10 protein-coding genes are annotated in these 15,164 nt (G+C 51.0%); 9 read left to right on the forward strand and 1 reads right to left on the reverse strand.

Annotated features, from left to right (window positions below):
* The first annotated feature begins 17 nt into the window (after nucleotides 1-17).
* The 8 genes from CPY51_RS30510 to CPY51_RS30545 all read left to right on the forward strand — a co-directional run bounded on the left by CPY51_RS30510 (nucleotide 18) and on the right by CPY51_RS30545 (nucleotide 10,753).
* The gene (locus tag CPY51_RS30510; protein WP_111164103.1) at nucleotides 18-491 is read left to right on the forward strand and encodes a TIR domain-containing protein; all 474 of its coding nucleotides are present in this window, start codon (nucleotides 18-20) and stop codon (nucleotides 489-491) included.
* A 10-nt stretch (nucleotides 492-501) separates the two neighbouring features.
* Nucleotides 502-1,146 carry an Nmad2 family putative nucleotide modification protein gene (locus CPY51_RS30515; protein ID WP_111164104.1) on the forward strand — a complete coding sequence of 215 codons (645 nt, stop codon included), beginning with the start codon at nucleotides 502-504 and terminating at the stop codon, nucleotides 1,144-1,146.
* Nucleotides 1,147-1,159: 13 nt separating this feature from the next.
* Nucleotides 1,160-2,314, forward strand: a complete 1,155-nt coding sequence (locus CPY51_RS30520) for a nucleoside triphosphate pyrophosphohydrolase family protein (RefSeq protein WP_111164105.1) — start codon at nucleotides 1,160-1,162, stop codon at nucleotides 2,312-2,314.
* 32 nt (nucleotides 2,315-2,346) lie between these two features.
* Nucleotides 2,347-2,991 (forward strand): uracil-DNA glycosylase, encoded by a 645-nt coding sequence (locus CPY51_RS30525; protein ID WP_244598840.1) that lies wholly within the window; start codon nucleotides 2,347-2,349, stop codon nucleotides 2,989-2,991.
* A 300-nt stretch (nucleotides 2,992-3,291) separates the two neighbouring features.
* Nucleotides 3,292-4,347, forward strand: coding sequence for a toll/interleukin-1 receptor domain-containing protein (locus CPY51_RS30530; protein WP_111164107.1), 1,056 nt, complete (start codon nucleotides 3,292-3,294; stop codon nucleotides 4,345-4,347).
* A gap of 488 nt (nucleotides 4,348-4,835) precedes the next feature.
* A complete protein-coding gene (locus tag CPY51_RS30535) occupies nucleotides 4,836-6,794 on the forward strand; it encodes a toll/interleukin-1 receptor domain-containing protein (protein ID WP_146260212.1) in 1,959 nt (652 codons plus the stop codon).
* A gap of 627 nt (nucleotides 6,795-7,421) precedes the next feature.
* Nucleotides 7,422-7,883 carry a hypothetical protein gene (locus tag CPY51_RS30540; protein WP_111164109.1) on the forward strand — a complete coding sequence of 154 codons (462 nt, stop codon included), beginning with the start codon at nucleotides 7,422-7,424 and terminating at the stop codon, nucleotides 7,881-7,883.
* Nucleotides 7,880-10,753 (forward strand): phosphoribosyltransferase-like protein, encoded by a 2,874-nt coding sequence (locus CPY51_RS30545; RefSeq protein WP_111164110.1) that lies wholly within the window; start codon nucleotides 7,880-7,882, stop codon nucleotides 10,751-10,753. Before CPY51_RS30540 ends, CPY51_RS30545 begins: the two co-directional genes overlap by 4 nt.
* Nucleotides 10,754-11,305: 552 nt before the next feature.
* Here the strand turns inward: CPY51_RS30545 and CPY51_RS30555 are convergent.
* Entirely contained in the window at nucleotides 11,306-12,004 is a 699-nt protein-coding gene (locus tag CPY51_RS30555; protein ID WP_195909661.1) for a TIR domain-containing protein, read from the reverse strand.
* A 102-nt stretch (nucleotides 12,005-12,106) separates the two neighbouring features.
* Between CPY51_RS30555 and CPY51_RS30560 the strand changes: the two genes are divergently transcribed.
* Nucleotides 12,107-13,774, forward strand: a complete 1,668-nt coding sequence (locus CPY51_RS30560) for a toll/interleukin-1 receptor domain-containing protein (RefSeq protein ID WP_111164113.1) — start codon at nucleotides 12,107-12,109, stop codon at nucleotides 13,772-13,774.
* The last annotated feature ends 1,390 nt before the right edge of the window (nucleotides 13,775-15,164 follow it).

A 15,164-nucleotide genomic window follows, 5' to 3' on the forward strand; every position in this document is an offset into this window, starting at 1 on the left:
CCCGCGAGTCGATATCGATGGTCAAACACGTAAAGAACGTTTTCATCAGCCATATCCATGAGGACGACAAAGGTCTTGGGAAACTGAAGGACATCCTGGCTGAGAACGGGATGGACATTCGCGACTCTTCTATCAACTCGAGCAATTCGAACGACGCGAAGAGCCCAGAATACATCAAGAGCGAGATTCTCGCTCCCCAGATCCAGTGGGCGGGGACCATGCTGGTATACGTTTCCGAGAAAACCAAGGACAGCGACTGGGTCAACTGGGAAATCGAATACGCGGCCAAGATGGACAAGCGTATCGTGGGCGTCTGGGAAGAGGGCGCGGAGGACTGCGAACTGCCTTGGGCCCTGAAAGAATACGGGGACGCAATGGTCGGGTGGCACGGCAATTCTATCGTCGATGCGATCGTGGATGAGAAGGACGAATGGGAAAAGCCTGATGGCACTCCGACGCCACCGGTCACCCTGAAGCGTCACCCCTGCTAGGAAATCCAAAATGGCAATTCATTCTTACGTCGTTCGCTACGATAGCGGTTTTGCGCCGAACCCGTTTTACGGCTTTTGTAGCCTGGCGACATGCAAGCCAGATATCCGGAAGCATGCGAAAATTGGGGACTGGATACTCGGCTCCGGAAGCGGCAACGTGGCGGTCAATCGTGGCGGGTATATGGTGTTCGCCATGTGTGTCACCGAGGCGATGAGTTTCGACCAATATGACGCTGACCTAAGATTTGAGGGCAAAAAACCATTTCGGCTCGGAAGCCGGAAGCAGAGCTGCGGTGACAATATCTATTTCAGAGAAAGTGCCGCCAGCCCCTGGGGGCAGAGGGACTCGTTTCACAGCGATGCGGATGGCACACTCCACCGCGAACATGTGGAGATTGATACTGCCGTAAATCGGGTCTTGATCAGTGGCGACTTTGTCTATTTCGGAGGTTCTGGCCCCAAAATCCCCGAAGCGCTGCGCGACGCAGATGGTCGTAACCTTGTTTGCACTGGCATTGGCCGCTCCAAGTTCGACGACTTTGAGCTTGTCCAAGATTTTGTGGCATGGATCAGATCGCTAGACGTCACGGGATACCAGGGTCCGCCATTTGAGTGGCTGAGCTTGCGGAAAAGGACAACGCAAAAATTTCCGTAACGGGGGGCTACATGTGGACGCGACGTCATCGCTTGGGCTGGACGAGTATCAGAAGCAGGCAAAGCGCACCGACAAGACCAAAGACAAAGGCAACGATTTTGACCTACCTGTCCTTGGCTTGGTCGGGGAAGTCGGCAGCTTACTGAGTGAACTAAAGAAGAAACAACGGGACTCGGCCGCTTACGTCAATTACGAGAATACGGTTCTTGAAGAGTTGGGCGATGCATTGTGGTATTTGGCCATTATCGCAGAGCACGCGGGTATAATTTTGTCCGATGTTGCCAATGAAGCGTTCCCCGGCCACGGAAACGGATTTTTCTTGGGGTTCCAGCCGCAGCATGTCCTTCCCCTAAATAGCCCTACCGCTCGCTTCGAAAAGACGTTGTTGCGGCTCGCGGCCGCAACTGGTGGACTGGCCTCGGGGATCGTTGATGGCAAGCCACCGAATTCCGGGAGCCTCCAATCTGATTTGGCCGCCGTCTTCTCACTTCTGGTGGAGACTGCGAACGAGGCGGGAGTGACGCTCGAGACCGCTGCCCGCGAGAATCTGATTAAGGCAGATGACCGGTGGCCGATAGAACGAAGTTATCCGCCACTACACGATGACGACTTCCCGGAGGACGAGCAACTTCCAAGAGAGTTGGAGGTCAAGATTTATGAACGTCCGGTCGACGGAGGGAAGAGCTACGTCTTGCAGCGTTGCAATGGCATATTCATCGGGGACCGGCTTACGGACAACATCATGAAACCAGATGACTATCGGTTTCATGATGTCTTCCATTACGCCTACGCCGCCGTTCTAGGGTGGTCTCCCGTTACCCGGGCATTGTTTAAACGCAAGAGAAAGAGCCAGGCCAACGTTGACGAGGGGCAGGATGGCGCTAGGGCCGGATTGATCGAAGAGGGATTGGCAACCTACGTCTTTGGGATCGCAAAGGACTTTGATTTTTTTCACGGCCAGAAATCCGGCGATTTGAGCATAACGTTTCTCAAGAACGTGAGACAGTTTGTGCGCGGCTACGAAGTCGAGAAGGCGCCATTATGGCTTTGGGAGGAAGCGATCCTGCAAGGCAATCACGCTTTCCGTTTTCTGCAAGAAAATCGTCGCGGGTTGTTGAAGCTTGATATACAAACGCGCTCGTTGACCATCGAGGATCTTCCATTATGAACCCCACATCATTCGTGGATGCGCTATCCGAGATGCAGTTCAAAAGCGCCTTCAATCCATATTCGGAGGCGTGTAGTGATTTCGACTACGAGGACGCGCCAGCCATAAGGCGCGAAAATCTCAGGCTGGTTCTCGAAGCTGCCCTAGAGCGTTCAGCTGACTCACTTTGGATCGCTCGTGACCTTGGGTATCGCGGAGGGAGGCGTACCGGTCTCGCCTTGACCGACGAGGCACATTTGGCCGCTCACTCCGAACTATATGGCGACCTGCCTCTGTCGCGAGCCACCAAAGGTCCAGCCGTCGCCGAGCGAACCGCAGGCGTGATCTGGCAGACACTGCACAGGATCAATCGGCCAGTGTTCTTGTGGAATGTGTTTCCACTTCACCCGCATGAACCCGATGACCCCCAGTCCAATCGTTGCCATACTAGAAACGAACGGGAAGCAAGCAAACCGCTCTTAATGTGGCTGCTTGAGGCGCTGAAGCCGAAGATCGTTGTGGCAATCGGGCGTGATGCACAGATGGCGTTGGCCGATATGGGCATTGATGCCCAGCAAGTGAGACACCCGAGTTACGGTGGCCAGAGAGAATTCATCGAAGGTATTCAAAATCTCTACGGACTGCCCGGGGAAACCTTTGGCAGGTCCGACACGCCGACGCTTCCCGGACTTTTTTGATCCTTACGACGACAAGTACGATGGCCCGCAACTCTCCGTCAGCAAAAATCTATGCTCCGGTTCGACCGATTGGTGTGCGGTTGCGCGGAAATTGACGAATATTCGTGAGCCGAGACGACGCAATGAGCTCCCCGAGTATCCGATCACATAGTATGCTTGATAAGCTTGTTGAAACTGGCGTGAAATGTTTGGTTGCCAAAGTCCACGAACATCCATTCTCTATTTCACAGAATTATCGGATTTTTGGACAATGTGGCGAACGCCGAATGATCTTGCTGCAAAGAAGTGACGGAATTTCGCATGAAGATTTTTATAATTGGCGGCACGACGCTTTCCGAAAACGACGAACGTTTCGCTGAGGAAATGGCCACCCTGGATGCGGCAATGGGTCATATCGGTCGAGATATCGTCCAACGTGGGCATGACCTTGTTGCCTGCAGCCCATTTGAGGGATCCGCAGATTTTTATGCGATCGGAAGCGCCGCGAAATTTCTAAGCGGTTCAGATGGTGCTTGTCCTGTCATTGAAATGCACAGCCCTAATGACGCTGGTGTTACAGACGAAGTCCGACGCCTAATGGGGAGAACAACGGCTCGTTGTTTTCAGCCGTATGCTCATCCTGTGGCAAAGGGCCCGAACGGCGAGATCAATTGGAACAACAGTTGGTTGTTGTCGCAGCTTGCTGCGTTAGATAGCTGTCACGCAGTAGTCGCTATAGGTGGAAAAATGTCCGGATCAGCTAACCTGCTTCTGACTTTGGCCACGAGCAAGTCGAAGCCCATCGTTCCGCTGCCGTTTCTTGGTGGTGCAGCCGAAACCTCCTGGATTGATCTGCGATTTGGACTAGACGACTTTTTGAAAGAACGGATGGCCTCTCTTTCCGTGCTTGAAGGTATAGGGACGGTTGTCCAATCTGTGGAAGAACTAGCCAATAATAGCATGAAGCGTGCTGACGGGCAGCCGAAGCGAGTTTTTATCAGCTACGCCCGTTCCCGCCCAAAGGAGGCCGATTTCGTCGAAATGACACTACGTCGTAGGCACTTCGAAGTTTTTCGCGATGAGCGAGATTTCGGAGCGGGGCGAGAGCTGTCGAATGAAATAAAAGAGCATATGGAACGCTCGAACATCTTCATTGCGATATGGTGCAACGAATATGCCTGCAGCCCGTGGTGTTTTGATGAGCTCGACGCTGCCCTGCAACGCCAACGTGAAGACAAAACGCAAATTTGGATATTACGTGTTGATGACACGCGAGTAGTCCCTCCCGCAGCACGACAATTGGTCACGTATCCAAGTACAGACAGGGCGCAACTCGAAGGTAATATCCTGAGGCTGATCGAGTCTAGTAACCTATAACCGCAGGACGATATGAATCGCCAATTTCAAACGTATCGGTTCTCAGCTCTTCTGCAACGATAGGATTGAAGTGCCTGAAGTCAGGGTGGATATAGCTCGACCATCGGCAGCCTCACCTTCGTGGCCATGCCGTAAGCATGCGGGATTCCGATGTCCATAGACGGCAACGTCGCGCGGGCATGCGGTCATCCGGCTTCGCAGACGTCATAGACCGGGCTGTCGTTCCGCGTGTCAACTGCGAATCTGAATGGAGCAGTCCGGAATTTGCCGATTGAACGTCGGCGTGTGCAGATTGCTCACAGAACAACCGACAAATCCGGACAGCCGAAATTGGTGGCATCACGCGTAGTACGCGTGCCTAGTCCATTACTTTGCGCTCGATTGCATGGAACACGCATAAATTGATCGGGCATCATTGTGTTCCCGATTTTGATAAGCTGAATAATGACGGCCCGAGTGTGTCCAACAGTCAAATCTTGAGGCGGCAGATGACGGACTTTTCCTCGCAAGAAGCGCTTAGCGGAACTTTTTCGACAGAAAGTCATGAGCCAAAGTTTCAGCGTGTGTTCTTATGCCATAACAATGACGACAAGCGTCTTGTGCGCGATGTTGCTGAAGCCATCGAGCTTGAATATGGCCTACCTAATTTTCTAGACGTCTACAGCATTCCAGCCGGTGCCGAGTTTATGTCATTCCTTGAAAATGAGCTGAATGTTTGCAATTCGTGTGCGATATTTCTTGGAGGAAATGGTTGGGGGCCGACCCATCTATGGGAGGCGGAGCGAGCCGTCGCGCGATTCAAGAAGGATCCAAAATTCAAGCTTATCCCTGTGATGTTGCCGAGCATTAGGGGAGAAGATATTGACAGGCTTGCTTCGGGCAGCGTTTTTCGAGCCTTGAATTATGTGGATTTCCGCACGATTCCATTGGAAGCGGACAGCATGAGGAAGCTACACCTTGCGCTGACGGGATTGAATGATGAGCAGACTACGCGTGGCGGACTCACACCATTCATTCTTCGTCGGGATGCAAGGCGGTGGCTTGAACGGCAGGGAAAGGATAAGAGCCTACTTTATTCCGGGGCTAAGCTAACCGAGGCCCAGAATTTGCTGGAGACTGCTGGAGATCTTCTCGATGTGGGAGAAGTCGCGGCTTTTGTCAGAGCGGGGGCCGATCGCCAGCGTCAGTTCTGGCGGAATGTACTAATAGCAACTATGTTTGGAGCGCATCGGAGGTTCTTTATGTCACTCACCTATAACGGCAGGCCTTTCAACGCGGCCGACTTCGCTAAGGACATCGAAGATGCGGCACTAGAGCAGGTCAAAGAGCACTTCTTTGAGAGGATATCCTCCATTAGGGACCCAGGCACCGGAGAATTTCCAACAGTGCAGGTGCTGGGCGATCGCCTGGACGATATTCGCCTTTCTGTGGAAGGATCACCATCGCTGATCGAGATCGTAAAATGCCGTATGAGCGACGAAGAGATTCGTGCGACCACGTTCACATCCTCCCTGCAGTTGGCCGATCCAACGGCCTTTTTAAGCTATGCTAAGGAAGACGGTGCGCTGGCTCAACAGATCGCTGAAGCCCTCATGGCTAAAGGCATCAATGTCTGGTGGGACCAGTGGGAAATGGGAGCGGGCGCTAGCCTGCGTCAGCGTATAGACGAGGGACTGGGCGGCTGCACGCACTTCATCGTTTTGATTACTCCAATTTCGATTACCAAGCCTTGGGTCAATCACGAGATCGATGCCGGGTTGATGTTGCGGATTCACGGCCAAGCAGCCTTCATCCCGCTTCGCTCCAATTTTCCGGCGACACTACTTCCACCATTGATGTCCGGCTTGATGTCTCCAGAGATATCCATTTCGGCTTTCGAGAAGAGCATCGAAAACCTGGCGAACGATATTCACGGACTATCCCGCAGGCCGTCAGTCGGGCCGCGCCCTGCTACTGCCGAGATGCCTGCCATCGGGTATTCGAAAACTGCTACGGCGATTGCGAAGATATTCGTGGAATTGACCAAAACGGCGCTGTTCGGCGATCCTCAGATGGATACCGAAGAAATTTCCATAGCAGTCGGCGCTTCGGTCGAGGACGTGGAAGACGCACTGCACGAACTTCGGGACCTGGTTACGGTCAGCTTTGATCGGGTATTGCCTAAAACTGGCTTGTACGCGACCTTCGATAGCTACTTCAAGGATTGGTCGCCAGATAAGGATGCGTTGCGTATTGCCGCTGACCTGATCAATGATCCGTCTATGCCGCATTTGGCTGAAGATGTAGCGAGCCGTTACGGATGGCACGCTCGTCGGCTGAACCCGGCTTTGGCATACCTTCTTTCGCGACAGTTGATCGTCGATTATCAGGTACTCGCAAACGATTGGCTTTGTTTCCGGGTCGTGAAGACCGACTCGACCCGAAGGTTCGTTCGAAGCCGAAGTTGAGGTTTAGGCGGAAACTTTCATCTAGGGACCGTTGGATTGTAGTGGCCTATTCTCACGCGCTTACGGGCCGATCAATAATTGATCCGTCTCGCGGTGTTGTAGACTTTCCCGCGCTCGGCAAGAGTCACTATATCGCCTCACAACAGAATTTGGGTGGCGTGAAATTCGCACGGTGACGTAGATTGCCTGCAGGGGCGACGTCGTTTCGATTGTTTCGCCAGCAAGCCGCATTCGCGCGGGCCGAATTTCTCGATTTCTGTTTTGAGGCTTGATACAGCACCGGATAGATCGACTAATCAGCTAGCTTACAGCCTATTTCGAAGTGGCAGCGTTACCTCGGCGGCCTGTTGTCTTAGAGATAGTTTGACAGTATTCAATGGTTTTAGGAACAACAGTCGCGATAAGGCGATTACGGGTGTGACGTTAAGGCGGTATGAGATGTCTGATAAATCTTTGACGCTGGCTTACCACTCAACGATGGTGGGAAACTAACGCTTGCGGAATAGGATTGGATGTTCTACTTTTGTTCGCAAAAACTCTGTTAATTGTTTTATAAGACACTTCTAGAGTGTTTGATTCGCCTGCAGAGTGCATCTGAAGATAGTAAGATCGTTGGGAAGTGAGCTGATGGTGACCACTGCTAAATTAGATCCCGCTGCCGCGATCCCAACTGAAAGGTTTGTCGAAGCGTTTGTTGCGAAGTTGGTCGGCAAGGGATGGAAGAGCATTGCACCACAGGACCCGCGAACCCGCAAGGCGCTTGCATCCGTTGTTGGACTGTTCGATCGCGCGATCGAGGACTTTGAAGAACAAGGCGTCCCGTGGAAACAAGTTGTTCCGTGGGTGAGAATTGCAAATAATTTAAGGCCATCTCCGATGGGTGGTATCGAGAATTGGGAATTTCAACTTCGATCGGCTCAAGGCTTTCTGACGCGCGTTTCGAACCCAAGCTACGAGATAGTTGACTTAGCAATTGCGCCATCCACGGCAAAGTTCGAGTTGGAAAAGCTAACAGAAGCCCAAAGAACTTTGATCGATGAGGCGTGCAATTTGTTTTTCAAAGAAAGCGGATCCGCAGATCGACCATGACCGACACGTCTTCGCGCGTTGCCGGTGTGCGCAAGCTTGAGAAGCATCTTTTCTCAGCAGAAAATCTTCAGTTTGAACGGGCTTTGAATAGCGCATTCGACCGCATTGGCTTCACAGAGGCACATGTAGCGGGAAGAATAGGTAGTACCAGATCTGAAAAACAAAAAGCCCTAAAAGACTCCGTTTGGGGAATGATGGAGTTTGACGAGGGTGCGATGAAGCTGATCGACTCCCCGCTCTTGCAGCGGCTGAGGCGTATAAAACAGCTTGGATTTAGCTACCTGACCTATCCCTCAGCGGAGCACTCTCGGTTTCCTCATTCGATTGGAATGGCCCATGTAGTAGGCAAGTTCATTGCAGCGATCGACAGGCAGCGGGACAAGGTAGAGATGGAGGCTCATCTGGAAGGTTTCAAACGTTTTGAAGACCTACAGCCCTTGCGACCCCAAGAACTCATCCATGCCGCGCTTCTTCATGATATCGGTCACCTTCCGTTCTCACACGCTGCGGAATCTGCTATCGAAGGCAGCAAGGATCGCTTCCGATTTGGGGGATTTTCAGATGAAGATTTTACATTTCGCGCAGCAAATTTTCTGAAAGCTCGAGTTTCTCTTTCGGAAACAATCTCGATCGCAATTGTGCTGTCTCCCCGCTTCAGGCGCTACTATGAGAAATACATCGACAAAAAAGCGGATGATGAGGCCGTGCACCGAATTGCCTGCCTGATTGCAGGACAACGAGTTCAGGACAATTGTGGTAATATTCAAGGAATTATCTCATCCTCTTCTGTCGACGCAGACAAGATCGACTACGTCAATCGCGACGCTGCAGCATGTGGTATCCCAGTCGGCGTTGACGTGTCGCGAGTGTTTCTGGGAAGCTCGCTTATTGGAATTGATGCAACTAAGGCAAAAAAACTCGCTTTCAGCCCAAAAGATAGACTTGTTTTTGCTCTAAATGCGTCCGGCTGGGACACTTATGACGAAATAATTCGAGCTCGTTCCACGCTTTATCAACGAGTATACTTACACTCATTCACTCGAACCGCTGAAGCAATTTTTGCCCGAGCCCTGAAACTGAATACTGGAAGTGGCGATAGCCAGATTGACGACGCCATCGGTATTTGGTCGTTATCAGACAACGCACTATTAGACGAACTCGCTCGATCAACGGATGGCGAGGTGGCAACGTTAGGCGCTTCTCTTAGAGATAGACAAATGCCCAAAAAGGCGTGCGCCCTTAGTACAAATCTTTTGAAGTCGCTGGTGCATGTTCAGGGCATCTTCCCGAAGATCTTTGATGGGCCGGAAAATGTGAATGCCTTCTCGACTTTGAGGAAACAGATCGCCGATCCTTTCAGAAGGAAATTCACACAGAAAAACGAAGAGGCTGTCGATAGCGTTCATTTCGAAAACTCGGTTATTTACGAAGCCAATGAAATCTACAAAGCCCTTCAGGCGGTTGGGTTTTCTGATTTGCCGACAATGCCCCTGTCGAACGTCGTTTTGATCGATATAGCAGGCCTTGATCACAAGAAGTCCGACGCGCCTGTGTTTCAGCATGGCGAGCTTCTATCCTCAGAGCTTTTGACCAACGTTCGCGGCGTGAGCGATGCCTCGGACCATTTTCGTCAAATTGGCTATGTCATGGCTCCACAAGAGTGGCGAGAGATCGTCTCGTTGGCGGCGAGAACGATCATCTACAAAAAATCCCTGGACACCCCGAATTCTCTCTTCGAAAACAAAATCGCTGAAACTGGCTCTGCCGAAGAGGCTGAACGTAGGTTCGGACCGTTGCAAGTCAAACCACTTACGATCTTGGATATCGATGGCTTGCATCGGAGAACGGGAACCGATCGCAAGAGAATGAAACGTATCATGTCTGAACTGGAGACCGCGTCCTATTTTGATAGCTTTCCCGCACTTGCCATAAAGACCGATGAGAGTGACGTCGCGTTATTGTCGAAAAAGTTCGAGAAGTTCGACGGGGAGGGCGGTTGGTCCATAAACAGTGAGACGGTTGCGGCTTTCATTGACCAATTCCCTCCCGGCCTGAGAGAGGACCTGCGCGAGGCCCTCGCTACGGGGGATTTCATTCCGCGAGACACTGCCGTCAAACTGATAGCTGAGCAGTTGAGGGAAATTGCGTCTACTGTAAAGAATGTCATCGTTGTGCCGCTCTCCACATCCAGCGGCGGAGCGATAGTGGCTGGCCTGCGAAGCTTATTGAAAACTGATAAATCCATTAGCGTGGTTTCAACACTCAGAGAGGCTGTCGCAGATCCTGGCAAATCGACGTTGATTGTGTTTGCTGATGATAACGCTGCTTCCGGTACTCAGGCAGCTGCGCAGTTGTGGGCGTATAGTGGACGTCCGAGGGACTCATGGCCTGGTGACCTTCGCAGCGAAAAAGGTCTGGTTGAAAAACCTTCGGCTGAAGAGATGGCAGCTCTTAAGAGCATTGATTTCAAAATTGTCGTTGCCTACGGCCACCCGCAAGCGAATGTCAAATTAACTGCAGCCTGTCAGGAACTAGGGTTCACGGGCTTTGACGGGATTGTCCCGGCGATGGAAATCGGGAAGAAAATCAATTGGAGTGTTGGGCTAAAAGAATATCTGTCAAACATTGGCGCCAAGCTAGTTGCGTTCGATCTCTGGCAAAAGGATTTGGGAGATCTGAACAAAGCGGAGGTTGAGAGATGCGAGCAAAACGCCTTTGGCTATGGAAATATCGGAGGACTGACAATTTTACAAAACACAGTACCTACGTCGACGGCAACTGCTTTTTGGATGCCTGGAATCGTTGATGGAAGGCCATGGACACCACTCGCTATCAGACAAGGACGACTTTCCGGCCTTACGTTAGCCTAACGACGTTCGGCGTTAAACTGGACAACTCGGTAACGACGAGACTGCGTTAAAGCTCATTGTGGTAAACCCTGCAGAATTCAACGTTGTCGCTTGCAACGGCTAAGATTTTCATGGGGTAACACCAAGCGAGATTAAGCAAATGAGCAAAGAGTACGCAGTTTTTCTTTTTAATGGATCATTTACAAACACCGAACGCCCTGTCCAGGTCCCGTGTCGAGATGTTGATCGTGCGACAGAAATCGCCCAGCAACTGACCTTGCAGTACGGCGCCCCACCATTTGCCTTCCACTTTGAGTCCAGGGTAGACTCCCTGGACTCCATTGGAAACAGGAGCGGCTTGTATTATCTCGGGGGTACGATTCAAACGCTTGCAGAGATCCGAGCCGAATGTAACCCTTCCAACCAACGCATGATTTGGAACCTGGAAGCCCGCGGTATCGACAAAATCGTGACGAACAACTGTCCCTGCCTTGCATGCTTTCCACTTCGGGATGAAGACCAAGTTTTAACTTGGGAACCCGCGGTGGAGAGCCGGTTTGGTCTTTGACATAACTAGACTGGCTTTCCTCCCAAGGCTGTCTCTAATTCAGACAATCGCTGTTCGCTGATCTTCCAGGCATTGAGCGTCTCATCCCATTTCCCGTTGGCGAGCGCCACGACGCGTTTTTGCATAACAAATGAGCCCTGGAAGTTGATCTGCTTGTTCAGCTTTTGAGCGATGAGCATTCCGGTTGGAACTGCTATGGGCAAGGTGGCTTCGCGTGGCTGGCCATCGAACTTTCGCTGCAGTGGCGGGAGAACGTCAATCAACTGCTTAATTTGTCTACAAGCGGCTTGGACAGCTCGCCCAGGATTGGCCTTGCTGACTGAATAGCTGTACGTAATCGGAGTAATACCCTGTAGGTCGCTGGGAAGCTTGATTTCATGGTCACCGGGAGCAACGAAAAAGGTCCTCTCTTTACCCAACGCGCCCATAAACAATCCCAATTCAAGAATGACGTTGTCTCGTGGCGCAAGCGCATTTTTATCCCTGTGCGTGAGGTCATCATCAGGGGTTAGAAGAAAGACCGCGAAATCTACTTGATTGGTAACTCGAATAAGGTTGTCCAGGTGGCTGTGATTGACGCGAAATGAGCAGAATCCGCTCTTGTCGCTAGCTCGGCCGCAGTAGAGTGGTGCTTCGAACTGATCTTGCATGGCATCAGCCAGACGAGCGCTTTCTGTAGAATGACCCAAGAATATATTTTTCATAACGTTTCCATCTGCTTTTTGACTCCTACCTCTCATGTCGTCCGGGGTTTAAAATAACGTAAAAGCATATTCATGGCGCCGATGCATGCTTAACGGGAACCGATGCAGATTCGTAAAGTGCGGAAGAAGTCGTCGAAACTTCCGCAACTCCCTTACGAAGGGAAATTGCTTGCGTTCTATACCACCTTAGGTAAGCTATTTTCGCGATCGATCGGCTATTGGCGAAAAGGTGTTTCGATGAAACCTGGTCGTACTGGAAGGAATGGTAGTCCTGCGAAGTCCGTCGAACTAACGGGGCGGATCACGACCGACGAGCTCGGCGGTGTCGAGAAGTTAGGAATTTTTATCAGCTATGCCAGCGAGGATATGCAGCTGGCACTGGCGATTTACAACGGCATAAAAGCCCACGTCGACAGTGATTTCACCGATGTCTGGATAGACGTTGAAGGAATGAAATCGGGGTTCGATCTCAACTCCCAGATCCGCGATCAATTGAAAAAAACTGACATTCTTGTCGTCGTTTATACGGGACAGGAAAAGGAAAGCCACGGGTTTACAGGCTTAGAAGTAGGATATTTTATGCGCGATCAGGACGAAATCTACCGTCCGGTGGAGAGGCGCCTCGTCGTGTTTTACTTGGACAAGATGCCAATGGTTGCCGCTGGCCTCAAAGGTATCCGTATTGGCCTAGACAAAGCCGAAATGTCATTGGACGAAGCCAAGTATCGGAAGAAGATCGATACGGTCGATGACGACCATGCCATTTCGCTCTTCTTGCAAGATATCGAGACCTCGGTAAATGTGTTTCGACATCGTATCGCTCTTCCGGACCGCAATCACTCAAAAGAGGATAGAAGGCTTTCGTCTCAGGGAATACTTTTGAATTTATTTAAAGCTTTACAGACGAGAAAAGACTTCGAAGTAAGCCCACAAAGAAAAATTGTTGTTTCCGTGGCGGATGATCTGACGGGTTTGAGTGAAGAGTTGCCTGGGACCTCTGTCATGAGCGGCGATCAAGCAACGATGTCAATTTTTGGCATCGGGGAAACTTCAGTTTTTTGGGAGAATTTCGTAGAGAACGCCTCCGCTCAGTTCAAGTTGATCTGGAAATCGACAATTGAGAAAGTGGTTTTCTCATCGCTGGATCAACTGGAAGCTGACAACAGCCAAATTATTGTGTCGGGCGCTCATCAGGACGTCTATCGGGTCATTTTAACAAAGAGGATCCGTTATAACAACGGCTCAAGCGAGTTTCACCTCTACCTTGTGAAGGTCCTGAAGCCGAATTCGCTAGGCAACGAGCGAACCACACGGATACTGAAGGCGCTGGGTCTGTGCTCTCGCTTTCGATTTATGTTTTTCGAAAAGGCAAGTGACTTCTGTTCGTCCATGTTTGAAATTGGAAGTCTTTCACAGTGTCGCGATTCTGCTCGCGCTCTAATGAGAGAACTCGAGTTCTTGAGCCGGGACTCATTCGAAGCAAAATTGAATGACGCGGGCGTTTGGGCAGACTTCACTGATTGGCCCACAATAATAGAACTGACAAAGGTATATCGGCCGCTTGATAAGCGCCTGAAGGCCGCCGCGCAAAATATGCTCGTTGCCAAGGGCGATGAGGAAGGGGAAAAAGCCAAGGCGGCGTTGGTTGAAATCATCAGGCAGGTGGAGTCCGCGATGGATCAACCCAACATGACTTTGATCAGGGCACTTTCAGCGGCGCTGATTGCTAATCTTCAAAAGCCACCAAGCGTTGCAGTCGACGCCGGGTAAGCATCATTCAGCTTTCTCTGAGAAACGGTAGGCATCGACTTGTGCGGCACATGCTGAGGTTCCCCATCAGATAGCAAACGAATGTGTCCTATATCGGTCGATCGATGCCGCCGAATACAAACGTAAATGGTTCGCCGATGAAATGAGCGATGTCGTCTCGCGACGCTACGTGGGATGGCCTACGCGCTTACAATTTTAATGGCAGGTCGGTACCGATCCATTGGTGCCGGGTGGCAGTCACTCGACGGACTATTGTTGGAACCGATCGAACGCCAAAGAATGTTAGACTTCGCACGGCCATATAACCAATGTGGCGAGCAATACATCAGATAATTAGTGAGCGGCTCAGTAACTTTTAGAATGAATGGCTTGACCGCTTGCGCAGCACAAAAAAATAAAGAAACTCCATGAACAGTTGTCGCCCATGCGGGGATCGCACAACATAATTGGGTCAAACGATGCAAATATTCTCATCTGCTCAGAATTTTGCCGATCGGGTGCTGCAAAAATTTGTGGAACCTTTTATTGAGCTCTTCAATCACTTTCTTCTAACAATCTCAGCGTTATGCTTCATGGCTGGGACCGAGATCGCACTTCGGTTGCTTCATTTTCAGGAGAAGGTCATTCCAATCTTTGGTATAACTCTGGAGAGCTGGCTTTTCTTTATGGAGGTCTTCACCGTTACGTTTGTTCTATTCCATGGACTTTGGAGAGCATTGAGGATGAAAAATGAGCAGTAACAAAAGGTTGACATTAGGTCTCATGTTCACGAGAAGCTGGCGCCGGACTTTTTTTGGCCTTGGCATCCCAATCGCACTAGCAATGTTACTTCCTATCTCGGTTGTTGCGTTAGGCGAACTTCCAATCCCCGCGCTCATTTTCCTTCTTTTCGTCGTGATGATTTTGACCGCTTTCGGGACTGCGGTCTACTTTTTTCAGAAAGGCATTAGTTCTATTTTCCGCGAAGTAGTGTGCATTCCCAGGGAGTGATAATAGCATTCGTGGTTGGGCTGATGGCACTGGCACGAAACCAGCTTCTGCATAAACATCTACTGTGGCCAATGCCCCCGGACATGCAACGGCTTGGAGCGGGCTTGCCATCTGATGCGCCGCGCTTCATAGCGGGGCGCCAGAGCCATTAAGCCCTATAACCGATCAGTATGCGCCCAGGCCGGAAGCATTTGAGGGCAGGCAACGACAGCACCAATTCATGATTTCTCTATAGCGTTTGGGTGGCTGTCGGCAGATGCGGACAGGCAGCCAACTTTATAGCGGCATGACCGGACGCTTACCGCCGATGAGCCTCGCCGCATTGTTGTACTAACTCCGGCGAGATCGTTCAGGATCGGCCCAGTCTAAGCAGGTTTTGAATTTCCCATCGGTGACGAAC

This window comes from Arminella tubonensis (assembly GCF_003240585.1).
In the GTDB taxonomy this organism is placed as follows: domain Bacteria; phylum Pseudomonadota; class Alphaproteobacteria; order Rhizobiales; family Rhizobiaceae; genus Rhizobium; species Rhizobium tubonense.